This is a genomic window from Megasphaera stantonii (assembly GCF_025567065.1).
GTDB lineage: Bacteria > Bacillota > Negativicutes > Veillonellales > Megasphaeraceae > Megasphaera > Megasphaera stantonii.
The window spans coordinates 1-24,207 of record NZ_JAOQKD010000019.1 but is presented as its reverse complement, the minus strand read 5'-3'; the positions used below and the strand labels follow the sequence as shown (position 1 = coordinate 24,207).

Sequence of the window (24,207 nt, the reverse complement as noted above, 5' to 3'; positions counted from 1 at the left end):
TATGGTTTTCTGACAACAAGTTTACGCGTGGGCGTTCGTCGTCGCCGCTACGTGTTCTCTCGTCTTTTCTACGGCAGCTTTTGTTTCGGCATTTTTAGGCATGGACCATACGATGACGGCAGCCAGGAATACCAATACGGCAAAGATGTACATGCCGGCATCGCGGCTGTAGTTCTGAATCATGTAGCCCAGCAGCATGGGAGCGAAGAAGCCGCTCAAATTGCCCAGGGCGTTGATGGCTCCGCGGGCACCGCCGGCCACTTCGGGCTGGAAGGTTTCGGCGACGATAGTCCACAATACGGGATGGCCCGACAGCCAGAAGAAACCGCAGAGGCACAGGAAGGCAAAGGACAGCCAACCCGAATAGGACGCCGTAAATACGGAAGCGATGATGCACAGGCCGACGCAGACGTACGGAATGATGCAGTACTTGCGGCGGTTCTGGCTCTTATCGGCCATGCGGCCGAAGAAGACGATGCCCAGGGCGGCAGCGATGTTCGGCAGCGCCGACAGCCAGCCAACCATGCCGATATCGGCTTTCAGGATATCCTTGATAATCGTCGGCAGCCAGAAGCTCAATACGTAGAAAGCGCAGCAAATGAGGAAGTATACGGCAACCATTTTCCACAAGTTAATATCGAAGACCAGTTCTCTGTAGCTCGTCTTCGTCGCGCTCTTATTCGTGGCGGCAGCAGCTTTTTTCGCGGCCGCTTCGGCAGCCAGTTCGCTTTCAATCCAGTTGCGTTCTTCTGCGCTCAGCCATTTCGCCTTACTCGGACGGTCGGCGATGAGGGGCATCCACAAGAAAATCAAGGCGATGGAAGCTACGCCTTCGATGATGAACATTTCACGCCAGCCCCAGGTCGCGATGAGCCAGCCCGAAATGGGGCCGGAAATAATAGCCGATAAGGGGAAGCTCAGCAAGAAAATCGAATTGGCGCGGGCTCGTTCCGCCGGCGGGAACCAATGAGAAATAATGACTAAAATCGCCGGAAAAATACCGCCTTCAGCGATGCCCAAAATAAAGCGCACGACGTTGAATTCAAAGGACGTGCTGATAAATCCGCAAATCGTCGCGCAGCCGCCCCAAATGACGATCATGGCCGCAATGAAATGCTTGGCGCTCTTCCGTTCCGCCAAATGGCCGCCCGGAACCTGCAGGAGCAAATAGCCCCAGAAGAAAATGCCGATGGCCATGCCGATCGCCACGGCGTCTAAGCCCAAGTCTTCCATCATGCCGCCGGCCATGGCAAAGGAAATATTGGCGCGGTCGATGTTGGCCACAATATATACCAGCACTGTCGCCGGCAAAATGCGCCACCATCGCGTGTTTGGAATCTTCGTTTCGTTCGTCATACTACCATCTCCTTCAAAATCTCTGTTCTTTCCATAGTACAACTCAAAATAAAAAAAATCTTTCATCTCACCAGAGACGAAAGATTTACTCACGCGTTACCACTCTAATTCACGCCATACGGCATGCCCTCAGCAGGTACGGACAATGTGTCGATACCCTCCTGTCTGTTAACGGCCAGGCCCCGGCTCCGCCTACTGCAATGTTCAGGGAGCTGCTTCGAGACGAGTTCACTTCCATTCCGTTGCCGCTTCCCACCAGCCAGCGGCTCTCTGCAAACTTTCTGGAACTTACTATTTCTCTTCAACGCATTTTTATTTTGACTTGATGTATGCATAGTACCACAACTCATAGTCTTTGGCAAGCAGTTTTTTTGAAAATTTTCAGTAAACTTTTAGGTTAATCGTTTTATGTATCCCATCAAATTTAAGTTAATCGTTTAAATAATAAAGAAAAGCCGCAGCGAAGGCCCTTGTTAAAGGCCGGCTTCGCTGCGGCTTTTCATGTCATTTTTATTTAATATTCGCAAACCGTTCGACGGCTTTCGTAAACTTTTCGATGGTCTTGTCCGGGTCGCCGTGGGCAATGCCGTCGCGGACGCAATGGCGGATATGACCTTCTAAAATAACCTGTCCGCACTTATGCAGGGCCGATTTCGCCGCATTAATCTGCGACAGAATATCTTCGCAGGGAATATCTTCGTCGATCATGCGGTCGATAGCCTGTACCTGGCCGATGATCTTCTTCAGCCGGCGGTGCAGATTCTCTGCATCCATACATTGTTTCATGTAGCGTTCCCCCTTATGGGCTGACTAAAAATATACGAGCGTCACGCCGGCGCCGCCGCCTTCTACGTCGTCGAGAGCGTACTTCTTGACGAAGGGCTGACCGTCTAAAAACTCGTGGATTTGACGGCGCAGGGCGCCGCTTCCCTTGCCGTGGATAATGCGCACCGGGCTGAATCCGGCAGCCAAAGCCTGATCCAGGAATTTTTCCACGTCCGGCAGCGCTTCCTGATAGGTCTTGCCGATGATATTGAGCTCCGTCGCGACGCTGGCCGTGCGGATAGGCCGGAAGGAAGACGAAGCGCTGGCCTTGCGTTCTGCCTGCTCTTCCCTCTTGATTTCATCCAGATAGGGAGCGCTGACATCCTGCAGCTTGACGCGGACTGTCATACCCCGGACCGATACGGTCAGCTTCTTGCCGTTGATTTCCGTGACCGTGCCCAGTCCGTCCAGGGAATTGATAAATACGCTTTGGCCTACCTTAAGCTGCGACGGGTCGACAGGGTCGCGGTGCGGCTTTTCCTTATCGGGCAGGGAAATCTGCTGAATCGCCCGGCGGGCCTGGTCGATAGCCTTGGCCTTTTCCTTGTCGGAGCTGTCCTTGGACTGCTGCTTGAGCTCGCGGATGATCCGTTCCGCTTCGACGCGGAGATTGCGCTTCAAATCGAAGGCCTCGCGGCGGCTCGAGTCGATGATATCCTGCCGCTTGGCCGATACCTTTTCCTTTTCCCGGCGCAGCTCGTCTTCTATGCGGCGCACGTCGGCCAGCTTCTGTTCCAGCTCGGCCTGTTCTTCGTCCATGCGCTTGGACTGGCTGTTGAGCTTGGTCAAAATAGCTTCCATGTCGACGTCCTGAGCCTTGCTGCGCAGCTCCTTCGCCTTGGCCAGTATCTCCGCCGGCATGCCGAGGCGTTCGCTGATGCTGAAGGCATGGCTGCTGCCGGCGGCGCCGATGCGCAGCTTATACGTCGGCCGCAGCGTTTCTTCATCGAATTCTACGTGGCCGTTTTCAATGCCCGGCGTATTGTAGGCATAGTTTTTCAAGTCGTTGTAATGGGTCGTCACCATGACGTACGACCCTTTCTGATACAAGGCGTCCAGTACGGCGATGGCAATGGCACTCCCCTCGGCCGGGTCCGTACCGGAGCCCAGTTCGTCGGCCAGAATGAGGTCGTCGGCCGTGCAGTGGCGCAGGATGTAGACGATTTGCTTCATATGGCTGGAAAAGGTACTGAGGTTTTGAGAAATATCCTGTTCGTCGCCGATATCAGAAAAGACGTCGCGGAAAATGGGCAGCTCCGAATCTTCGCCCACAGGGATGAACAAGCCGGCCTGATGCATGAGAACCAACAGCCCCAGCGTTTTCATCGAAACGGTCTTGCCGCCTGTATTGGAGCCCGTAATGAGGAGAATGCGGTATTCGCCGCCGAGAATAATCGTATTTGGCACGACGGCCTTCGCGTCGATGAGGGGATGGCGGGCCTGGACGAGGCGGACGATTCCCTTCTGCGAAACGGACGGCCGGCAGGCCTTCATCTGCTGGGCCAGCTGCGCCTTGGCAAAGGCGAATTCCAGTGCGGCGACGCATTTCGTACTGTCCATGAGATCGTCATACTGACCGCTCACAAGAGCTGTCAGGCGGCGGAAAATACGCTCGATTTCCTTCGTCTCGCCGATGCGGGCAGCCTGCAAGTCGTTGTTGGCATTGACGATAGCCAAGGGCTCGATGTACAGCGTCGAGCCGCTGGCCGACGTGTCGTGGACGATGCCCGGAAAGGCATGGCGGTATTCCTGCTTGATAGGCACGACGTAGCGGTTGTTGCGGACCGTTACCAGGGCGTCCTGGAAATACTTTTGATATTCTTTATTCTGCAGTACGCCCGTCACGTACCGCTTCGTCTGCCGTTCCAGCTCGACGATGCGGTTTCGCAGGCGCATGAGCTCCGGCGATGCGTTGTCGCGAATCTGGTGGTTTTGATCGAACACGCCGGCCATTTTATGAGAAATAAGGGAAAAATCGCCGATACCTTCGGCTTTCTCTGCCAGCTGGGGATATTCCTCCCCCTTATCCATGAAATACTGGCGGATGTCGCCGTATCGCCGGACGTTGTTCCAAATATCGATGCAGTCCTGCCCTTCGAGGGTCACGTCACGCCGGGCCTTTTCCAGAGCCGGACGGATGTCGACGATGCCCCCCATCGGCACGGACGCCTCGCTTTGCAGACAACGATAGGCTTCTTCCGTATCGTTCAGGCTCCGGGCTACTTCCTCTGCATCGCATACCGGCTTGAGCCGGCGGGCAATCTCCTTGGACATGCGCGACGGCGCAAGGCGGACGAGCATGTTTTGTACTTGATAAAAGCCGAGAATACGCAAACTTCGTTTATTCATCTATTTTCGTTACTCCTGATTTATAAAATACCGCGGAAAAAATGGCCTCGCGTAACACCGCGGTCTTCCTTACCGAAGACCATCGTTTCCAATCCGTCGCGGAGGCGGACGTACTGCTTCGCCGCGCGGCCTACCCATTCGGGAGAGCATCCCCGCCCTTCAATGCGCAGTATAGAAATGCCAGCCCGCTTCAGCTCGTTGAAATAGGGAACCATGTTCAGCTCCTTGCTGTTCAGGATATGATTGCGGCAATACTGGTCTGTCACAACGGGGAATTGCTCGCTGCGCCGGTCTTCCAAGGCAAAGCCGCCTTTCATACAGGGAGCAGAGCAGCCAGCCTTGCGGCCCGTTCCGGCGAAGGCCGCGACGGCGCATGATTCGGTAATCATCATTTCCAGCCGTCCCGCTATGACGGCTTCGACGGGGCAGCGGACCGCTTCGGCTATCTTCCCTATTTGCCGCAGCGTCGCTTCGGCCGACACGGTAATGCCGGCGCAACCCAGCCGCACGTATTCGCCTGCCGCCGCGCTATTGAATATATTTAACGACCAGTCGGCATATACAGGTATATCGGCCCCCATATCCCGCAGCATGGAAAATACGCTCATAGAGCCGGCATACACTCCGTCAACGCCGCTCTGCAGGGCCTGTTCCAGCTCACGCCGCACCAACCCGTTGTGCCGCTGCGATACGACGCGGGGCGTCGCCGCCCACAAGGACGCGCCGCCTTCATGGGCAACGCGGACGGCTTCCAGCCACTGGGCGGCAGAAAACGAATGGTGATGGTACGATTCACCGCCGAAAATCACCCGGTCGGCGCCGCTGTCTGCGGCAGCCTGGACGGCGTCTATGGAATCGCAGCGGACGGCTATGGATAAGGGTATGGGCTGCCCATTGCCTGAGGCTTGGACAAAGCAGTCGTCAGACGGCGTCCCGGCCGACGGGCGGACGTACTCCGCCAGAATATCTTCGGTCAGCTTATCGGCGCATTGGCGGCGCAGCTCGTTGAGCACGCTGGCCGGAATCATATACGATTCATCCCAAATCGTAGCGTCGGCCAGCATAAAAGGCGTATCGCCGAGGCGATCGAGCTGACTCTTCACCCATTCAGCCGTGGCTGGACGTTTCTTAGCCTTCTGCACGACATAGTCCGATACGACGTCCGCCGTATGACCTGCTTCATCCCAGCCTGTCAGCCGCAGCCGCCCTTCGCCGTCTGCATCGACGTGGCAGTACAAGGCGATGCGCCGCTGCAGCCCTTCGGCATGGCTCTGCCGGTCTTCCTTGCGGGCCAAGCGGTATATGGCGCCGGTCAGCAAATCGCTGCGGCGCATTTCCAGGACAAATTGTTTCTTATTAGAAAACGTACCGACGGCAGAGCGGACTTCATCAATGCATTCCCGTCCGTCAGGCGCGACGATTTTGATCATATCGCCGGCAGCCAGGGGCTCGTCCAATACGGCGTCGACGACATTGTCCCGATACGCCGAGGCTATACCGACGCGCCGGCCCTGATTGCCGCCGCCCTGCTCGGTAAGGGTGCGGCGGCCTACCGTCCCGGCGAGGAAATCGTGCTGATACGTGCGGTTAAAGCTTTCCGCTGTCAGCTGCACTGCGTCGGCCATGGCGTCCCTTCGCTCCTGCGCCGAGCGGCAATGGCTGTCCATGACGCGGCGGTAGGCCTGTACGACGGAACGGACATAGCCCAATCCTTTCATGCGGCCTTCGATTTTAAAGGAAGAAACGCCGGCATCCATGAGTGCATCGATATATTCGAGGCTGTTCAAATCCTTCAAGCTCAGGATATAGGCGTCCTCCTTCAGCAAGGGACTGCCGTCTTTCGTCAAGCTATACGGCAGGCGGCACGGCTGGGCACAAGCGCCGCGGTTGCCGCTGCGGCCGCCGATAAAGCTGCTCATGAGGCATTGTCCCGAGTAAGACATACACGATGCGCCGTGAATAAACACTTCAATAGCCATCGTCGTATGCCTGCATATTTCCCGGATTTCATCAAGGGATACTTCCCGGGCCAGGACGGCCTGCGTAAAGCCGAGTCGTTCCAAAAAGCGTACGCCGTCCAAATCAGCGACGGTCATCTGCGTACTGCCGTGCAGGGGCAGATTGGGTACGACCTTGCGGGCTATGGCGGCGACGGCCAAATCCTGCACGATGATGCCGTCTACGCCGATGGAATCCAAGTATTTCAAATAGCCCGTCAGCGCCTTTAGCTCCTTATCAGCCATGACGATGTTGACGGTCACATATATCCTTACGCCGAATACGTGGGCAATGCGCACGGCTTCGGCTAATTCCTCATCTGAAAGATTGTGGGCAAACTTGCGGGCGTTAAACGACTTGCCGCCTAAATACACGGCGTCCGCCCCGGCGTCAATAGCCGACAGCACATGATCCAGCGAACCTGCCGGCGCTAATAATTCTGCCATGAGTCCTCCTTTACAAGCCAATCCAAGTACTACATATAGGCTAATTATATCATAGATTATGTAAATAGGCTGTACGTTATTTGTCAGCAAACATTCACAAAAAGAGTGATTGCCCGCCTCTCAGGCAATCACCCTCTCCTATCGTTACTATATTATCTTCGTATAGCCTGGTAGATATCCGACACTACGCTGGCCGTCACGTCATAGGCCGTAGCCTTTACGGAATTCGTCTTCATCGTCATGGCCGTGAATTTCGCAACGTCTTCGTCGCTCAGCTCTACCGTTTCGGGCATGAGGTCTTTCATGAAGGCTCCAAAGTCTTCGGCATCGGAAAATCCCAGGATTTCCCATACCCGTTCTGCCTTATCGGCCATGGATTCTTCCATGAGCTTCATGTACTGCGGCAGAAGCAGGCCGTTGGCCCGGCCGTGGGACAGGCCTTTATAATAGGTCAGGGGATAGCCCATACCGTGAACCAGCGTCGTTCCGGCCTGAGAAATGACGATGCCGGCCAAGGTCGAGGCGTACATGAGGTCTTCGCGGACGGCGTAAGGCAAATGGCCGCGCAGGTTCGTCAGATGAACGCCGAAGAACCGCATGGCTTCTTCGGCCCACACGTCGCTGACCGGCGTCGAAGCCTTGGCCATGTAGCCTTCTATGGCGTGGGATAAGGCGTCGATAGCCGTATCGATCGTGACGGCTTCCGGCACATCCATCGTAAAGGACGGATCGGCCAGAGCCAGCTTCGGATATAAGAGCGGCGACTTGACCGACTGTTTCGTGCTGGCGCTGTGATTCGTCAGGACGCTGATCTTCGTCACCTCGCTGCCGGTACCCGACGTCGTAGGCACGGCAACGATCGGCAGCGACGCGTTATACGGGCCTTTAAACAGGGCCGCGTCGTCCAATTCATTCGTACACAGCAAGGCGATGACCTTGGCCGCATCCATAGGCGAACCGCCGCCAATGCCGACGACGAAATCGACGCCCTCGTGCCGGCCCAGAGCCGCGCCCTTGCGCACCGTTTCGACAGACGGATTGGCTTCTACGTCGTCGAACAAGACCCATTCGATTCCCAAGGATTCCAGCAGGGATACGACGGCATCCTGGGAACCGTTTTGTTTTGCCGAACGGCGGCCCGTAACGAGCAGGGCTTTGCTGCCCAGGGCTTTGATGTCGTCGCCGGCTTCGGCTACGCAGCTTTTGCCAAAGTACAGTTTTGTCGGCATCTCATAGGAAAACATAGTTTATTCCCCCTGTATCTTCTTGTATTCTGCCCCTAAATCAGCATACAGCTTGACCTCGCTTTGTACGCCGTCGACTTCTTCCTGCGACAGCTCGCGGACTACCTTGGCCGGCATGCCGTATACGAGGGAACGAGGCGGAATGACCTTCTTTTTCGTAATCATCGTGCCGGCGCCGATAATCGACTCGTCGCCGATTTCCGTAGCGTCCATGAGGATTGAACCCATGCCGATCAGACAGCCCTTGCCGATCGAATGGCCGTGCAGGATGACGTTGTGGCCGACGAGGGTATTATCGCCGATGATCATAGGCAGGGCCGGGTAGGTGTGAACTGTCGAGTTGTCCTGAATGCTGACGTTTTCACCGATGATGATCTGGCTTTCGTCGCCGCGAATCACGGTGTGGGGCCAAATATTCGCGCCGGCTTTAATCGTAACGTTGCCAATAATGACAGCCGATTCGGCAATATATGCCGTCGGGTCTATCTGCGGCGCGTGTCCGCCGAACGAAATAATCTGTGCCATAGTCTGAATCCTCCTCAAAGAAATATTACTTCCCTTCATCCGCCGCCATATGGCTCCAGGCGTCGGCTACGTCGGCAAATTCCTGCAAGCTCATCGTTTCGCCGCGGCGGCTGCCGTCTATACGGCTGGCTTCCAATATGCCGGCAATCTGCTCTTTCGACAAGCCCGCCGATTTAAGGGTATTGGAAAAGGTCTTGCGGCGCTGAGAAAAGGCCGTCTTGACGACCTGGAAAAACCGTTTTTCATCCTGCACCTGTACGGGCGGCGTCTGCCACACGTCCATGGACACGACGGCCGACGTAACCTCCGGCGCAGGCATAAAGCATTTCGGCGAAATTTCAAACAACATCCGGGGCTCCGTGTAGTATTGGACCGACACGGACAAGGCCCCGTATATCTTGCTGCCCGGCGCGGCTACCATCCGTTCGGCCACTTCCTTCTGCACCATGACGACGATTTTTTCAATGGGAAGCTTCTGCTCGAGGAGCTTCATGATAATCGGCGTCGTAATGTAATAGGGCAGATTAGCGCAGACCTTAAAAGGCTTATGGTTCATCGTTTCGGCAATGTCGATGCGCATGATATCGCCGTGGACGACGCGGACATTGTCGTAATGCTCCAGCGTCTTGTCCAATACGGGCAACAGGTGGTCGTCCAGCTCAACGGCGGTTACAGCCGCCCCCGTTTCGGCCAGCGCCTGGGTCAGGGTGCCGATGCCCGGCCCGATTTCCAGTACGGGATCGCCGGGCTTGAGCTCCGCCGCCGCGGCGATATCGTCGACGACAGCATGGCGGATGAGAAAATTCTGGCCCAGCTTCTTGTTCATGCGCAGGCCGAAGCGATTGACGACGTAGCGTACTACGTCGGGATTGGACAAATCAACGTCTTTCACTGTCGTCTACCTCCTCTATCTTGGCGAGGGCCTCTTCCCATTCGGCGCGGGTAACACCGTAGTGATTGAGGCGCTTTAAAAATTGCTTGGCATTGCCGTAGCCGATGCCAAGAATGGCCCCGACGGCAGCCCGGCGGTCCGCCGCTTCGGGAGAGCCGTTCAAATCAGCCAATACGACGTCGGCCATCGTAAACTGTTCTTCCGGCTCGTACACGGCGCAGCGCGTCTTTTCCAAGGCCAGGCGAATCGCTTCGGGCGACGCCTGTTCTACGCCCAGGTCGCCGTTGGCGATGGCGTCCTTGCGGGGAATGAAGGCATGCTTGGCGTCGGGAAAGCGCTCGGTCAAATACTTGCGGATGCGCTCGCCGGCGCTGTCCGGGTCGGTCAGGATGATGATGCCCCGCTTTTTATAGGCATACTGTATCTGCCGGATCGTATCCGGGCGCAGGTTAAACCCATCGGTCGTAATCATGTCGGCGTCGATGCCGCTGGCCTGAATGCGGGCCACGTCAGAGCGGCCTTCGACGACGAGGACTTCCTTAATCATTCCGTTCTCCTTCGGCATGGTCGCTGATATACTTGGCAGCGCTCATGACGGCCAATACGTTGTGTTCAAAGACGATGCCGCCCTGAAGATAAATCATATAGGGCTCGCGAATGGGACCGTCAGCCGATAATTCAATGGACGAGCCCTGTACGAAATCGCCGGCAGCCATGATGATCTTGTCAGCATAGCCGGGCATGTCGTCGGGAATCGGCGTGACATGGGCGTCGACTGGCGAGAAGGACTGAATTCCCTGGCAGAACAGGCACATGTTCTGTTCATTTTCCAGGTAAATCGTCTGAATCAAGTCGTACCGTTCTTCTTCCGGCAGCGGCGATACCTTGAATCCCAGCTGGGCGAAGACGGCTGCCGCGAAGACGGCTCCTTTAATGGCTTGGGCCGTCACATGAGGAGCCATGAAAAAGCCCTGGAAGAACAAGCGGTAGCCTGCCGCATAGGAGCCAAGTTCATCGCCCAGTCCCGGCGCTGTCAAATAGTCTGCCGCCGCCGAGACCAAATCTTCCCGGCCGGCAATGTAGCCGCCTGTCGGCGCGATGCCGCCGCCGGGGTTTTTGATGAGCGAGCCGGCGATAATATCGGCGCCGGCTTCAATCGGTTCTTCTTCGGCGGCGAATTCGCCGTAGCAGTTGTCGACAAAGCAGATCGTCTGCGGGCTTACGGCTTTGACGGTCTGAATGATTTCGCGGATGTCGGAAATCTTCAAGGACGCCCGCGTGCTGTAGCCGCGGGAACGCTGAATCAGCACCAGCTTCGGCTGCGCCGCCCCTACTTTTTCCCGGATGCCTTCCAAATCATAGGCGTTGTCCTTCAAAGGCACTTCATCATATATGACGCCCTTTTCCTTCAGGGAATGCGGCGTTTCGTTGGCATAGCCGATAACGCTCTGCATCGTATCGTACGGCGCGCCGATAAGGGATATCATCGTATCGCCGTGCTGCAGGAGGGCACACAGCACCGTAGCCAGGGCGTGGGTCCCCGATACGAAGTGGGGCCGTACGAGGGCTTTTTCCGCCTTAAACACGTGAGCGAATACTTCGTCCAGCTTTTCCCGTCCCATGTCGCTGTATCCGTATCCGGACGTGCCGGCAAACTGATACGACGAAATCTGGCATTCTCTATACGCCTGCAGTACCTTCTGCGTGTTATGCAGGCAAATCGCGTCAATCCGTTCAAACTGAGCGGCGCAGGCCGCCATAGCCTGCTTTCTGATATGTTCCAAATCGATAGACAAAAACTCAGATCCTTTCTCCTGCTGCGTTTCCTGCATCCTGTCTTTGCTCTTTGCAGGAACGATTCTAATTTGTTCTCACAATATGTATATACTATCTGCCTTCAATCCAGGCGATGACGTCGTCAGCCAGCGCCTCTTCCGAAGGGTACCGTTCCTTTTCAAACCAGCGTATATAAGGCATGCGGCGATACCAGGTCATCTGCCGCTTGGCAAAGCGCCGCGTCCGTATCTTAATGCGCTCCGCCGCATCTGCCAGCGACATCTTTCCCTGAGCGTACAATGCCAGTTCTTCGTAGCCGATGGCCTTCATAGATTGGCACTGCGGCGACACGCCGGCGTCCAGCAGCCCTTTGACCTCTTCGGGCCAACCCGCTTCCAGCATCAAATCGACGCGCCGTTCAATGCGCTCGTACAATTCGCTTCGCGGCAGGGACAAGCCGACGACGAAGGTGTCGTACACGAGGCCTTCCGCCTTTCCGGCCCGCACGAGCTGCCGGCCTTCGCCCTTTTCAATCGCCGCCATGAGGCGCACGAGGCGGTTCGTATTCGACAGCAGCTCATGCCAGTCCGCAGGCTGCCACTCCGTTTGCTCCGCAATATAGGCTTTCAGCTCCTCTTCCGGCAATGCGGCGATGCGCTCTCTGGCCTTCTGCCGCAGCGCCTCGTCGGCGCCGGAGCTGTCAAAGCTGTATCCTTCCAGCAAGGCCTGGACATACAGTCCCGTGCCGCCGACGAGAATGGGGATGGTTCCCTTCGCCGCTACGTCGGAAATAGCCTTCCGGGCCATCTGGCAGAACAAGGCCGCCGAATAGGGCTGGTCCGGCTCGGCGATGTCGACGAGGTGATGGGTATAACGGCGCAGCTCGTCGGCCGTCGGCTTGGCCGTACCGATGTCCATGCGCTTGTAAATCTGATAGGCATCGCCGGAAATGAGCTCCGTATGAAAATGTTCGGCCAGGGAAAAGCTCAGGGCCGTCTTGCCGACGGCCGTCGGGCCGATAATTGCAATTACTTTCTCCATTTATGCCTCCCCGTCTAAGACGGCGTAGCCGACGCGGCTGTATTTGCCGCCGTACCGCTTCATCTGCGGAAACGCCTGTTCCAGCTCGCGGAAATACCGGCCCTTGACGACGACGCGCCGCCGCGCTTTTTTGACGGCCAGCCGCAGGGATTCCACCGTCAGCGGCTCGTGATCCATAATAGGCCGCACGGGCTGGAATTGGCAGCTCGACGCCACGGGCCGGCTGAACATAGGGTCAAAATACAATACGTCGTACGGAGGGGCCGACTCGTCTTCTAAATACTCTTTATAATTTCCCCGCCGCACCTGAATGCGCCGCAAGGCCGCCGTCACATCGTCCATTTCATGACAAAAATACCGGCAGCCCCACTCTGTCACGGCTTCCAGCAGCGGTGACGCTTCCAGCCCATGGACGACGGACCCGGCAGGCAGGGCAAAGGACGCCGTAATTGCGTCGGCGCCAAAGCCGCAGGTGCAGTCGAGGAGCCGTATCGGCCCTTCCGCTCCGATAGCTTCGAGCAGATGATCCGTCTGCCCCCTTCGAATATGCTGAATGCGGAGCTCCGCCATATTCAGGCTGAAAAAGTGAGTGCCCTCAGCCCTCTTGAGCTGCGGCCCCCGCGACGTATACACGAGGATATCTTCTCCGTACGCAGCCTGCAATTCTTCCATCGTCCGGCCCCGGCGCGGCACGAAGGCGGCGCCGATTTCATCGGCCCAGACGCGGGCTTCCTTGGTCAACGTATCTTTTGCCTTCAGCGAAGGCGTTACATATATTTTTTCCATCGCTACGTCCGTTTGAATAATTTCGCCAGCTCGTCCGGCGTAAAGCGCACGATAATCGGCCGGCCGTGCGGGCATACATAGGGCTTATCCGTATGGAATAAGTCTTCCAGCAGCTGCTTCATCTGGCGGATATTCAGCGCGTCGCCGGCTTTGATCGCGCCGTGGCACGATAAATACGCCAGGGAACGATGGCGCAGCGCCGCCTTGTCCACGGCGTCGTTTTCGTGAAGAGCCCGGCAGATATCCTCGAGAGAATCGGCTATCTGGCTCGTCGGCAAGTCGCAGGGAACCTCTTCCACGCGCAGCGTCGACGGCCCCGCCTCGGAATAGGTATAGCCCAAATCGGCGAATACGTCCGGCCGTTCCAGAAGCAAGGTCATGTCGTCGCCGTCGACTTCCACGAATTCCGCCGTCAGAAGCTGCTGGCTGGGCATTTTCTCCGCCCGCCGGCAGAATTTGTCGTATCGTATCCGTTCATGGGCTGCATGCTGGTCTATGATGTACAAATCCTGGCCCTTCTTGGCGATAATGAAGCAGTCGGCTACCTCGCCCAGAGGAATAAATACGTCTTCATCGCCGTCGAAGGTAATGACCGGCGCGTCGTCCTGCGCCGCCTGCCCCTTCGACGCCAGTTCGCGGCTAAAGGCGTCCCAATCGTCAGCTGAAGACCGGGAGGGCTCATATGTATTGGCCGACGACCGCGCAGCCGTTCTGCCCGTCTCGTCCTGACGGCTGTATACGGGAGTCACGACATCTCTCGTTTCCCACACGGGCATACGTCTCGGTTCCTGTACAGCGTCGGCGCGCCGCTGCGGCAGGGGCGAAAGGTCCTCAAAGGGAAGTTCCTGGGCTTGTGCCGGCGGAGCCGCCGTCTGCTCTTTCAGCTCCAACGCCTCTTCCTCCGCTTCCCTGCGCTGTATCTGCTGCGGCAGCATGTCGATGTTCGTCGCAATGTCTTCCGGCTTTTCCTGGGCTACCAGGGCCGTAATGATACTGTGGTATACGGCCCGATACACGGCCTGTTCGTCGGCAAATTTTATTTCCGTCTTGGCCGGATGGACGTTGACGTCTACCGCCGCCGGGTCCATGTGAATGTGAATCATGGCGAAGGGGTAGCCCGATTTGGGCAGCATGGCGTGATAGGCGTTTTCCACGGCCTTAAATATGAGGGGGTTGTGCACGATGCGGCCATTGACGATGCAGGTTTGCCAGGCCCGCGTGCTCTTTAACACCGACGGCTTGCCTACGTAGCCCTCAATGGCAATATCGCCGTCGTCATGAGAAATGGAAAAGATTTCCTTCGCCAGCGCCGCGCCGTAAATATTGGCTATCGTTTCTTTCAGCTCGCCGCCTCCGCCCGTATGCAGCGTCGTCCGGCCGTTATTCGTAAAGGTAAAGGCAATGGACGGATGCGACAAGGCCAGCTTGGTAATCATTTCGCTGATCTTGGAGCTTTCCGTCCGCTCGCTCTTCAAAAATTTGCGGCGGGCCGGCGTATTGTAAAATAAATCGCTTACTTCCATCGTCGTGCCTACAGGCGCGCCGATCTGGTCTTCGCTGGTAATCTCGCCGCCGTCGAGAAGGAGATGCGTAGCAAAGTCGTCGTCAGGCCGGCGCGTCGTAATCTGCATATGCGATACGGCGGCGATGCTGGGCACGGCTTCGCCGCGGAATCCCAGCGAGCTGATGGCAAAGATATCTTCGACGGCGCTGATCTTGCTCGTCGCATGGCGGATAATGCACTTGCGCGCGTCTTCGGGACTCATGCCGCAGCCGTCATCGGTAACGCGCATATACGACTGACCGCCGTCGGCTATTTCCACTTCGATAGCCGACGCGCCGGCGTCGATGGCGTTTTCCACCAATTCTTTGACGCACGACGCCGGCCGCTCTACGACTTCGCCGGCGGCAATTTTATTGCGCGTCGCCTCGTCAAGCAAATTTATAATAGAACTCAATTCATGCCGCTCCCTTCTTTAGCTTCTTTCTGCAAGGAGTAGAGAAATGAAATCGCTTCAATAGGCGTCATACTCGACACGTCGACGGACAACAGCCGCTCCAGCACGGGGTCGGTAAACAGGCTGTCCGCCGGCGGACGGCTTTCTTTTTTAACCGCCGGCGCAGGCGCCGCCACGGCTCCCTGGGACTCCAGCTCCGACAGGATGACGTCGGCCCGCTTCAGCAAGCTTTCGGGAAGGCCGGCCAGCCGGGCTACGTGCAGGCCGTAGCTGCGGTCGGCGCCGCCGGGAATGATGCGCCGCAAAAATTTTATATTCTTGCCCCGTTCCTTTACGGCCACGGTGTAGTTCTTTATCTTTTCCGACGTATCGGCCATGTCGGTCAATTCGTGGTAATGAGTAGCGAAGAGCGTCAGGGCGTGGATGTGCTTCAGGCAATACTCGATGACAGCCCGGGCGATGGACATGCCGTCAAAGGTACTTGTGCCCCGGCCGATTTCGTCGAGGACGAGAAGGCTGCGCTCCGTCGCGTGGCTTAAAATATAGGATACCTCTTTCATTTCCACCATGAAGGTGCTCTGGCCGCTCAGGATGTCATCGCTGGCGCCGATGCGGGTGAAAATACGGTCTACCGGGCAGATAGACGCCTCGCGGGCCGGGATAAACGAGCCGGTCTGGGCCATGAGTACCAGTACGGCGACCTGCCGCATGTACGTTGACTTGCCAGCCATATTGGGGCCTGTAATGACCAGGATTTCATGACTGCTGTGGTTCAGCGTCACGTCGTTCGGCACGAAGAGCTCGTCCTTCAGGAACTTTTCAATAATCGGATGGCGGCCGTCCTTGATCTGCACGGCCTGCTTCGTATTCAGGCCCGGCCGTATATAGTGGTTGTCATGGGCGGCGCAGGCCAGGCTGTACAGGCAGTCGACGCGGGCAATGGCCCGGGCGGTCTGCTGCATTTCCCGGATATGGCCCTGTATGTCCCTGCGGAGCTGGCCGAAAAGCTGGTATTCCAGCTCCAGCATCCGTTCCTGCGACGTCAGCACCTTGACTTCAAACTCCTTCAGCGCCGGCGTGATGTACCGTTCGGCGTTGACCAGCGTCTGCTTGCGCACATAGTAATCGGGAATAGGCTTCGTATTGGCGTGGGAAATTTCGAAGTAATAGCCGAATACCTTCGTATAGCCTATTTTCATCTTGATGCCTGTCTTTTCTTTTTCCTGCTCTTCCAGCTCCTTCAAATAGGCCTTGCTGTTAGCGGCAATAGAGCGGATTTCATCGAGCTCGGCCGAATAACCGTCGCGGATGACGCCGCCGTTGCGGATAACCAATCCCGGATCGTCCTTGATGCTGCGGCACAGCAGGTCGTACATATCGTCGTGCGTCTGGATCCGGCCGCACAGGCGCTGGAGCAGATCCGCGTCGGCCTGCTCCAGGATATGCCGGAGCTGGGGTATCGCCGCTAAAGATTCCCGCAGAGCTACCAGATCCTTCGGGCTGGCCGTCCCCGTTTCGATGCGGGTCAGGATGCGTTCGAAATCGTAAATCCGGTCCATCGTATCGGCCAGGTCCTGCCGCATGATTTCATGGCTGAGAATCTCTTCGACAGCGTCCTGCCGCATCGTAATATCGGCCATGCGCACCAGCGGCGCTTCCAGCCACTTGCGCAGCAGCCGGCCGCCCATAGCGGTCTTCGTCTTGTCCAAAATCGACAGGAGCGTGCCCTTGCGGCCGCCGTCGCGGACGTTCTGCGTAATTTCGAGATGGCGCAGGCTGGCGGCGTCGATGACCAGACGGCGCTCGTTGTCAATGCGTTCCAGCGAGTTGATATGGCCGATATCGGACTGCATGACTTCGCCGACATAGGTCAGGAGCATGCCGATGCAGGCCGCTGCTCCCTTCGCTTCCTCTACCGCTTCCGCCCCAAAATACCGGACTGCGACCGCTTCGTAGTCGGCGGCATCGTCAGCGGCAAAGGGCGTCACTGCGCACTGGGCCAGCCGGCTGCGCAGATAAGCCTGGACGGCGTCCATGTATTCGTCCATATGGGCGTATATGAGCTCGCTCGGCTCATATACCGAAAAAATATCAAACAGCACGTCGTCCATAGCGCCGGCGTTGCATAGGGACCACAGGCATTCTCCCGTCGTCACGTCCATCAGGGCGACGGCAATCGACGTGTCGCGCGCGCAGACGCAGCTGATATAGTTGTTCTTTTTCGAGGCTACGGCATTTTCCAGGGTAATTGTCCCCGGCGTGATGACCTTGATGATCTTGCGCTTGACGATGCCCTTGACCGTTTTCGGGTCTTCCATCTGCTCGCAGATCGCCACCTTGTAGCCCTTGTGAACCAGCCGCTCGATATAGGTGTCGGCCGAATGGAAGGGCACGCCGCACATGGGAACCCGTTCCTTATTTCCGACGCCCCGCCCGGTCAGCGTCAAATCCAATTCCCGCGATGCCGTCAAAGCGTCGTCGTTAAACATTTCATAAAAATCGCCAAGCCGGAAAAATAATATCTTATCCGGGCACTGAGCCTTGACCTCCAAATACTGCTTAAGCATAGGAGTCAACTTTACTGTATCAGCCAACGCGCTGCCTCCTTAATGAATTAAATGTCCTTTCAATACCCAGGTCTGCCCCTTATCGACGGCAACCTTTACGGTGTCGCCTATGGCTGCGGACCCGTCGTGTTCCCATATAATCATCTTATTGCCCGTCGTCCGGCCGAACCAGTGGTTTTCGTCGTTTTTAGTCGGTCCTTCGACGATGACTTCGTATTCCTTATGCTCCATAGCCTGATTCAGCTGCAGACTGTACACGTTCTGCACATCCATGAGGCGCTGCAGGCGGCGGCTCTTTTCCTCTTGGGGAATCTGATGATCCATCTTGGCCGCCGGCGTCCCCGTGCGAGGCGAATAAATGAAGGTGTAAGCCATGTCGTACTGAACCCGTTTCAGCAGATCCAGAGTCTGGCAAAACATTTCTTCCGTTTCGCCGGGGAAGCCGACGATGATGTCCGTCGTCAGCACCAGGTCGGGAATGCGCTTGCGGGCGTACTCTACCAGTTCCATATATTGGTCTACCGTATAGCCCCGGTTCATCTTTTTCAGCAGCTCGTCGGAACCGCTCTGAATCGGCAGGTGCATGTGGTTAACGACCTTCCGGCTGTCGGCGATGGCGTCGATCATGGCAAAGGTCATATCCTTGGGATGGCTGGTCATGTACCGCACCCGTTCGATGCCGTCGATGCGGTCTACGGCCTGAAGGAGGGCCGAAAAGTCGGTGCCGTCCTTCAAATCCAGGCCATACGAATTGACGTTTTGCCCCAGCAGGGTAATTTCTTTATAGCCTTCTTTGGCAATCTCCTCGATTTCCCTGACGATGTCGGCAATGGGCCGGCTTACTTCGCGGCCCCGTACGTAGGGAACGATGCAGTACGTGCAGAATTTATTGCAGCCGTTCATAATCGGCACCCAGGCGAAAAATTTCTGGAACCGTTTCGTCGGCAAATCGTGAAAGGCCGGCACGGTCATGTCGGCTTCCAGATAATGGCCTGACTTAGCCTGCCGTTCCCGGATGAGCTCGACGAGCTTGTGTATATTATGCGTGCCGATGACCAAATCGATATGCGGCGCCCGTTCAAACAGGCGGTCCTGCCATTCCTGGGCCATGCAGCCTGCGACGGCGATGATGAGATTCGGGTTATGCTGCTTGACATGCTTGAGCTCGCCGATTTTTCCCAGGATCTTTCCTTCGGCAGTCTCGCGGACGCAGCAGGTGTTGAGCAGGACGACATCGGCCATATCCATGTCTTCCGTCCTGCGATATCCCAGCGATTCCAGCTGGCCGGCGTAGCGCTCGCTGTCGGACTCGTTCATCTGACATCCATATGTAAGCAAAAAGTAGAATTTATTTTCTATAATATCCAATGCAGGTTCTCTCCGTTTCCATGAATATATCTGCAATAACCCTCCATCGGGGCTTGCGTTATGATAATTATGCCCCATTGAGGTTTACATTATATAATACCATAGGGGCCCCGGAATAAGCAATAAAAAATAGGCCCGGCAGTCCGTACAAAGCAACGTACGTCCTGCCGCGCCTATATTGAGAACCTGTATTTAGCGGCCCATCCTCAATGGCCTGCTGCCGAGCCTATTCGAATAGATACTCTACGCGCTTGACGACCTTTCCCCCTTGAATATATACGCGGGGGACGCGGCGGTTAATGTTGCAGAGGATTTCATGATCTATCGTGCCGATCAATCCGGCAATTTCTTCCAAGGGAATCGTTTCGCCGCCCTGCTGTCCGAACAACACGACTTCGTCGCCGATTTGAACGCCAGGAATGTCGGTCACGTCGATCATGCACTGATCCATACAGATATTGCCGACCTGCCGAGCCCGCCGTCCATGGACGAGGACTTCAGCCCGATTGGACAAGACGCGGGGATAGCCGTCGGAATAGCCCAGAGGCAGCGTCGCAATGACCGTCGGCCGCTTTGCCGTAAAGTGACGGCCATAGCTGACCGTATCGCCCGGGTCAATCGTCTTGATGTGGGTCACGCAGCACCGCAGGGACATGACCGGCCGGGGCGTGAAGGACGGAACCGGCACTTCGTCGGACGGATTGTATCCGTACTGGATAATGCCGGGCCGCACCATGTCGCAGCGGAAATCGGGATACACTGCCGTGCCGGCGCTGTTGCAGCAATGGCGGACGTTAACGGGAACGCCTTCTTCCTCCAGCCGCCGGCAGAACCAGGCAAAGGCTTCGTACTGCTTTTTCGTATAGCCCACCGACTCGTCGCCAGCCATATCGGCGACAGCAAAATGCGTAAACAGCCCCTCAATGGCTACATGAGGCAAGGCTGCGATCTTCTTGATTTCTGCGATGCTTTCTTCACTGGGCCGGTAGCCGATGCGTCCCATACCCGTATCGGCGGCGATGTGAACATGTATCGTCTGATTCTGCCGCTGCGCTTCTTCGGAAAACAGGACTGCATCCTGATAATGAAATACGGCGGCGTCGATGCCGTACAGCACGACGTCCCGCGCCCGGCGGCCATCCGTATGGCCCAGGATGACGATGCGCGCCGTAATGCCGGCCCGCCGCAGCTCTACGGCCTCGCTGACGCAGGCAACGGCCAGCCGATCCGCTCCGTTTTCCAAAAACACCTTCGCCAGCTCTACCGCGCCGTGGCCATAGGCGTTGGCCTTGACGACAGACGTAATCAGCGTATCCGGCCCGACGGCCTGACGAATATGCTGCATATTATACGCCGCCGCGTCTAAATCAATTTGGGCCCACACAGGCCGTTTCGTAAAATGCTCCGTTAATTCCAGTACATCCATGGGTTGTCACCATCCTGTCTAAAAAGGAACAGCAGCCGCCAGTCGTCCTGACCGGCAACTGCTTTCCCTACGTTGCTTATATGATTTCTACTATAACTATACTGCACGCTATCGTCTTTTTCAAGATTCGGGCCTACCGGTTGGACGGGTCCACGGCGTCTCCCTTATAATGCTCGAAACGGATTTTTTCCGCCTTATGAACGCCCGTGCCGTAATAGACGAGCAGCAAGGCCGCTACCCACACGATCGTCGCAAAAATGGCGATGCGCGTCGTGGCGTCGAAGGCCGCCGAGATGACGACGACGACGAAAAAGAGGAGAGCGAAATAATTAGAATACGGCGATAAGGGCATTTTATAGCGAATAGATTTCCGCTGCTCCGGACTCAGCGATTTGCGGTAGCTCATCTGGCTGAACAAGATGAGGCTCCACGTAATCATGCAGGCGAAGGAGCTGATAGACGTAGCGATGACAAATACCTGCGCCGGCAGGAAATAGTTCATGGCGACGCCGATAAGCATGAACAATACGGATACGAGTATGCAGCGGTACGGCACCTTATGAGAGCTGACGACGCTCAGCGACTTGGGCGCCTTCCCCTGCAGGGACAGGTTGTACAGCATGCGCCCCGTACTGTAAATGCCGGAGTTGCACGAAGACAGGGCCGCCGTAATGACGACGAAATTGATGATATGAGCCGCGCTGCTGATGCCTAATTTTTCAAATACCATGACGAAGGGGCTTCCCTGATGGCCGAGCTGGTTCCAAGGATAAATAGCCATGATGACCAATAAGGCCAGTACGTAGAACAAAAGGATTCGATACAGCACCTTGTCGATCGCTCCGGACAGGGTCTTCGCCGGATTGTGGGCTTCGCCGGCCGTCACGCCGATGACCTCGATGCCGACGTAAGCGAAGGAAATCATGACCAGCGTGCCGAACACGCCTGCCCAGCCGTTGGGGAAGAAGCCGCCGTGCGCCGTCAGGTTGCTGAGGCCGACAGCCACGCCGTTATTTCCGAAGCCGAAGAAAATCATGGCGCCGCCCGTAATGATAAGGAAGATGATGGTAATAATCTTGATAAGGGCGAACCAGAATTCAAATTCCCCGTAAGCCTTGACGGAAATCAAATTGGCACAGGTCATGATAGCCAGCGCAGCCAGGCAGGATATCCACTGGGGCAAGTCGGGATACCAGAAATGCATGTACACGCCGACGGCCGTAATCTCAGCCATGCAGGTAACAATCCAGAAATACCAGTAATTCCATCCGGAAATATATCCGGCCAAGGGATTCAAGAATTGATAGGCATGGGCGCTGAAGGAGCCCGATACGGGATACTCGACAACGACTTCGCCCATAGCCCGCATGACGAAGAAAATAGCCAGGCCGCAGATAATGTAGGCTACGACGACGGCCGGACCGGCCTTTTCAATAGCCGACGCCGACCCTAAGAACAAGCCGACGCCGATGGCCCCGCCAAAGGAAATCAGCTGGATGTGCCTTTCCTGCAGGCCGCGGTTCAAATCTTCACGAACGACTTTCGCATTTTGTTCACTCATACTACGTCACCTCTGTCATCATAAATTTTCGGCGGCATATGCCCTGAAACGGCTGTTCGTCAGGAAAATACACTACCATTAACCATCGCATGCGTTCCGCTCAGTATACCTTTTTCGCATACATCAAATTACAATACTTATTATAAACTTCTCACTTTACTTATGTCAATGTTCATCTGCTTGTTGTTTGATATTTTTAAAGAAATTTCTTTTATCAAATTTATTTATTTAAACTCAATGCATGATTTCATTAAAGACAGTAAAAAGCATGCAATTCCTGAAACCTTCTGCTTTCTCCCCTATTCGTCATGCTTATTCGTGCAAATGTCCTTTCTAAACGCATATTTCCCAGATATGCTATAATAAATACCAAGATATACTAGTTTTCCAGAAAAGGACGGTACGATTATGACATACTCTGACATACATCTTTCGCAGCGCCTGCTGCATTTTATCAGCCAAGCCACTTCGCCCTATCACACCGTAAAAGCCAGCGCGGCCATCTTGAAGGAAGCAGGGTTCCGGGAACTGCGCTGGAACGAGCCCTGGCAGCTGGAACCTCGTCAGGGATATTATATTTCCCTTTACGATTCCAGCCTCATCGCCTTTACAATTGGCCCTGACCCGCGGGCTAACCTGCGCATCGCCGCAGCCCATACGGATTTTCCCTGCCTCCGCGTCAAACCGGCGGCGGCGCTGGCGCAAAAAGGCTACGGAAAGCTGAACGTCGAAATTTACGGCGGCATGATCCGTGAGTCGTGGCTCGACAGACCCCTGTCCCTGGCCGGCAAGGTAGCCGTGGCCAGCGACGATCCCTTCAAGCCGGCAGTACATCTGATCGACGCCAGGCGGCCCCTGCTGACGATTCCCCGCCTGGCCATACACATGAACAGCCATGTCAACGACGGCGTAGCCCTGAATCCTCAAAAAGACATGCTGCCTCTCATGACATTGACGGGGCCAGGCGACGACGCTTCCTATTTTCTCCAATTTCTCGCCGACGAATGCCATTGCCGGCCCGAGGATATCTTATCTTACGACCTTACGGTATACCTGTGCGAAGAAGGCTGCCTGATGGGTCTGAAAAACGAATTCATTTCCTCTCCCCGCCTGGATAACCTGACGTCGGCCTACGCCTGCGTCGACGGTCTGGTCCGAAGCAAGGGACACGACGGCCTCCACGTCGTCGCCCTGTTCGACAATGAAGAGGTTGGCAGCCGGACGAAACAGGGCGCCTTGTCCCAGGCCTTCCCTGCCCTATTGGAAGAACTCTATGCCTCCCTCGGCTATACGCGCCGGGAGTATCGCATCGACGCGTCCGACGCCTTCATCCTGTCCATCGACGTCGCCCACGCCATGCATCCCAACGTACCGGAAAAGTGCGACCTTACCAACATGCCCCGCCTCGGCCAGGGCATCGCCCTCAAGACGGCGGCCAGCCAGTCCTACGCCGGCGACGCCGAAGCGGCGGCCGCTGTCGTCGCCTTATGCCGCAGGGCCCATATTCCCTGCCAGCGGTTCGTCAATCGCTCCGACATGCCCGGCGGCTCGACTCTCGGTTCCCTCTTATCAGCCAATCTACCCATCCGGACCATGGACGTCGGCATTCCTATCTTAGCCATGCACTCTGCCCGGGAACTGATGGGCGCAGCCGACCAAAAAGGCCTCCACGATTTAGTATATACTTTCTTTTCAATATAAATTATATTTATCGCATATATAATATTTTATTATTAACAATCCCAGTGTTTACGCCTTATTTATAGAATTTTTATTCATATGTATGCATATTATATGATTTAAGTGTAAATAGTTGCAGTAATAGAATTTATCTTATCTTTTAAATATTCAGATATTTTTTGACAAGATTAAGGAATATGCAATTTTTGTATTGACTTGCATTTCTATTCACCTTATAATAAGGGCAGTACACTATAACGTATCATTTGTTCACACTGGGAGATTACATTATGGTAAATTGCAAGTTGAATTTGAACAACCATAATCAGGAAACACACTCACTAGCATAAACTTCATCGAGGAATGCATCAAATAGCTCTGACGGCGTATGGTAGCCCAAAACACGCCG

General features: G+C 55.8%; 17 protein-coding genes and 1 other annotated feature. Of the genes, 1 reads left to right on the top strand and 16 read right to left on the bottom strand.

What is annotated here, in order from left to right:
* Positions 1-21: 21 nt before the first annotated feature.
* From OCV58_RS09465 to OCV58_RS09390, 16 genes are all read right to left on the bottom strand, one after another.
* Positions 22-1,356 (bottom strand): MFS transporter, encoded by a 1,335-nt coding sequence (locus OCV58_RS09465; RefSeq protein WP_204968184.1) that lies wholly within the window; start codon positions 1,354-1,356, stop codon positions 22-24.
* Between the two features lie 69 nt (positions 1,357-1,425).
* Positions 1,426-1,670: a binding site (T-box leader), on the bottom strand.
* Between the two features lie 196 nt (positions 1,671-1,866).
* On the bottom strand, positions 1,867-2,142 hold the full coding sequence (locus tag OCV58_RS09460; RefSeq protein ID WP_087478275.1) for a metal-sensing transcriptional repressor: 276 nt from the start codon (positions 2,140-2,142) through the stop codon (positions 1,867-1,869).
* A 24-nt stretch (positions 2,143-2,166) separates the two neighbouring features.
* Positions 2,167-4,530 carry an endonuclease MutS2 gene (locus OCV58_RS09455; protein WP_154877702.1) on the bottom strand — a complete coding sequence of 788 codons (2,364 nt, stop codon included), beginning with the start codon at positions 4,528-4,530 and terminating at the stop codon, positions 2,167-2,169.
* 20 nt (positions 4,531-4,550) lie between these two features.
* On the bottom strand, positions 4,551-6,974 hold the full coding sequence (locus OCV58_RS09450) for a U32 family peptidase (RefSeq protein WP_154877701.1): 2,424 nt from the start codon (positions 6,972-6,974) through the stop codon (positions 4,551-4,553).
* Between the two features lie 152 nt (positions 6,975-7,126).
* Positions 7,127-8,218, bottom strand: a complete 1,092-nt coding sequence (locus tag OCV58_RS09445; RefSeq protein ID WP_154877700.1) for an iron-containing alcohol dehydrogenase family protein — start codon at positions 8,216-8,218, stop codon at positions 7,127-7,129.
* 3 nt (positions 8,219-8,221) lie between these two features.
* Positions 8,222-8,743 carry a gamma carbonic anhydrase family protein gene (locus OCV58_RS09440; protein ID WP_154877699.1) on the bottom strand — a complete coding sequence of 174 codons (522 nt, stop codon included), beginning with the start codon at positions 8,741-8,743 and terminating at the stop codon, positions 8,222-8,224.
* Between the two features lie 25 nt (positions 8,744-8,768).
* The gene (rsmA, locus tag OCV58_RS09435; RefSeq protein ID WP_154877698.1) at positions 8,769-9,635 is read right to left on the bottom strand and encodes a 16S rRNA (adenine(1518)-N(6)/adenine(1519)-N(6))-dimethyltransferase RsmA; all 867 of its coding nucleotides are present in this window, start codon (positions 9,633-9,635) and stop codon (positions 8,769-8,771) included.
* Positions 9,622-10,182: a ribonuclease M5 gene (gene rnmV / locus OCV58_RS09430; RefSeq protein ID WP_095629436.1), complete on the bottom strand. Its 561-nt coding sequence runs from the start codon at positions 10,180-10,182 to the stop codon at positions 9,622-9,624. Before rnmV ends, rsmA begins: the two co-directional genes overlap by 14 nt.
* Positions 10,175-11,425: a methionine gamma-lyase family protein gene (locus tag OCV58_RS09425; protein WP_267312878.1), complete on the bottom strand. Its 1,251-nt coding sequence runs from the start codon at positions 11,423-11,425 to the stop codon at positions 10,175-10,177. Before OCV58_RS09425 ends, rnmV begins: the two co-directional genes overlap by 8 nt.
* A 97-nt stretch (positions 11,426-11,522) precedes the next feature.
* Positions 11,523-12,452 (bottom strand): tRNA (adenosine(37)-N6)-dimethylallyltransferase MiaA, encoded by a 930-nt coding sequence (gene miaA / locus OCV58_RS09420; RefSeq protein WP_154877696.1) that lies wholly within the window; start codon positions 12,450-12,452, stop codon positions 11,523-11,525.
* Positions 12,453-13,238 (bottom strand): class I SAM-dependent methyltransferase, encoded by a 786-nt coding sequence (locus OCV58_RS09415; protein WP_095629433.1) that lies wholly within the window; start codon positions 13,236-13,238, stop codon positions 12,453-12,455.
* A 2-nt stretch (positions 13,239-13,240) separates the two neighbouring features.
* Complete coding sequence (mutL, locus tag OCV58_RS09410; protein ID WP_107196506.1) at positions 13,241-15,196, bottom strand: DNA mismatch repair endonuclease MutL; 1,956 nt, start codon at positions 15,194-15,196, stop codon at positions 13,241-13,243.
* A complete protein-coding gene (gene mutS / locus OCV58_RS09405; RefSeq protein WP_154877720.1) occupies positions 15,193-17,763 on the bottom strand; it encodes a DNA mismatch repair protein MutS in 2,571 nt (856 codons plus the stop codon). The genes mutL and mutS overlap by 4 nt, the downstream gene beginning before the upstream one ends.
* Positions 17,764-17,802: 39 nt before the next feature.
* Positions 17,803-19,080 (bottom strand): tRNA (N6-isopentenyl adenosine(37)-C2)-methylthiotransferase MiaB, encoded by a 1,278-nt coding sequence (gene miaB, locus OCV58_RS09400; RefSeq protein ID WP_394802417.1) that lies wholly within the window; start codon positions 19,078-19,080, stop codon positions 17,803-17,805.
* A gap of 277 nt (positions 19,081-19,357) precedes the next feature.
* Complete coding sequence (gene alr, locus OCV58_RS09395; protein WP_154877694.1) at positions 19,358-20,557, bottom strand: alanine racemase; 1,200 nt, start codon at positions 20,555-20,557, stop codon at positions 19,358-19,360.
* Between the two features lie 133 nt (positions 20,558-20,690).
* Entirely contained in the window at positions 20,691-22,118 is a 1,428-nt protein-coding gene (locus OCV58_RS09390; protein WP_154877693.1) for an amino acid permease, read from the bottom strand.
* Positions 22,119-22,526: 408 nt separating this feature from the next.
* On the opposite strand from OCV58_RS09390, the gene OCV58_RS09385 reads away from it, so the two are divergent.
* A complete protein-coding gene (locus OCV58_RS09385; protein ID WP_154877692.1) occupies positions 22,527-23,819 on the top strand; it encodes a M18 family aminopeptidase in 1,293 nt (430 codons plus the stop codon).
* Positions 23,820-24,207: the final 388 nt, after the last annotated feature.

What these genes read in the sequence shown, in the direction of transcription:
- OCV58_RS09465 (WP_204968184.1), bottom strand. Translation starts at nt 1,356, where the DNA reads ATGACGAACGAAACGAAGATTCCAAACACGCGATGGTGGCGCATTTTG.
- OCV58_RS09460 (WP_087478275.1), bottom strand. Translation starts at nt 2,142, where the DNA reads ATGAAACAATGTATGGATGCAGAGAATCTGCACCGCCGGCTGAAGAAG.
- OCV58_RS09455 (WP_154877702.1), bottom strand. Translation starts at nt 4,530, where the DNA reads ATGAATAAACGAAGTTTGCGTATTCTCGGCTTTTATCAAGTACAAAAC.
- OCV58_RS09450 (WP_154877701.1), bottom strand. Translation starts at nt 6,974, where the DNA reads ATGGCAGAATTATTAGCGCCGGCAGGTTCGCTGGATCATGTGCTGTCG.
- OCV58_RS09445 (WP_154877700.1), bottom strand. Translation starts at nt 8,218, where the DNA reads ATGTTTTCCTATGAGATGCCGACAAAACTGTACTTTGGCAAAAGCTGC.
- OCV58_RS09440 (WP_154877699.1), bottom strand. Translation starts at nt 8,743, where the DNA reads ATGGCACAGATTATTTCGTTCGGCGGACACGCGCCGCAGATAGACCCG.
- rnmV (WP_095629436.1), bottom strand. Translation starts at nt 10,182, where the DNA reads ATGATTAAGGAAGTCCTCGTCGTCGAAGGCCGCTCTGACGTGGCCCGC.
- miaA (WP_154877696.1), bottom strand. Translation starts at nt 12,452, where the DNA reads ATGGAGAAAGTAATTGCAATTATCGGCCCGACGGCCGTCGGCAAGACG.
- OCV58_RS09415 (WP_095629433.1), bottom strand. Translation starts at nt 13,238, where the DNA reads ATGGAAAAAATATATGTAACGCCTTCGCTGAAGGCAAAAGATACGTTG.
- mutS (WP_154877720.1), bottom strand. Translation starts at nt 17,763, where the DNA reads ATGCTTAAGCAGTATTTGGAGGTCAAGGCTCAGTGCCCGGATAAGATA.
- miaB (WP_394802417.1), bottom strand. Translation starts at nt 19,080, where the DNA reads ATGAACGAGTCCGACAGCGAGCGCTACGCCGGCCAGCTGGAATCGCTG.
- alr (WP_154877694.1), bottom strand. Translation starts at nt 20,557, where the DNA reads ATGGATGTACTGGAATTAACGGAGCATTTTACGAAACGGCCTGTGTGG.
- OCV58_RS09390 (WP_154877693.1), bottom strand. Translation starts at nt 22,118, where the DNA reads ATGAGTGAACAAAATGCGAAAGTCGTTCGTGAAGATTTGAACCGCGGC.
- OCV58_RS09385 (WP_154877692.1), top strand. Translation starts at nt 22,527, where the DNA reads ATGACATACTCTGACATACATCTTTCGCAGCGCCTGCTGCATTTTATC.